The sequence below is a fragment of the Mesorhizobium sp. M7A.F.Ca.MR.148.00.0.0 genome, assembly GCF_003997735.1.
GTDB lineage: Bacteria > Pseudomonadota > Alphaproteobacteria > Rhizobiales > Rhizobiaceae > Mesorhizobium.
Window position 1 is genome coordinate 1 of record NZ_RZTB01000392.1, and the last position, 495, is coordinate 495.

1 pseudogene is annotated in these 495 nt (G+C 61.4%); it reads left to right on the forward strand.

Annotated features, from left to right (window positions below):
* Positions 1 to 367: pseudogene (locus EOB49_RS34665) on the forward strand (MFS transporter); the annotation flags it as partial.
* Positions 368 to 495: the final 128 nt, after the last annotated feature.

Here is a 495-nt window from a genome sequence, read left to right on the forward strand (position 1 = left end):
CGAATCCGTTACGCCGCACTGGATGATCGGCCTTTACGTCTTTGTCTTCGGGGTCATCCGGTCGGCGCAGTTCATGACCTCCAACACGCTGTCCTATGCCGACCTGCCGGCCGACAAACTCAGCCGCGCCACCAGCCTCGGCGGCGTCCTGCAGCAACTCAGCGTTTCCCTGGGCGTTTCGATCGCCGCCATGGTGCTGGGCCTTGTCGCAGGAGAAACCCACATCGTAACAGCGGAACGCTTCCACCAGGTGTTCCTGCTGACCGCGGTCATCCCGCTGCTGTCCGTCCCCGGCTTCCTGTACCTGCGTGCCGAGGACGGCGTGCAGGTCAGCGGCCATGTTCGATCGGGCAAGTCTCGCAAATGATGCCGAATGTGGGCGTATACGGGCATACATATATCCACATGGGAAGTCTTCAGTTAGGCTGGCACCATGTGAGCGGGAGCATCGATTGCGAGGATTTGCGGAAAGCGTGATGCAGGGGCCGCGAACCG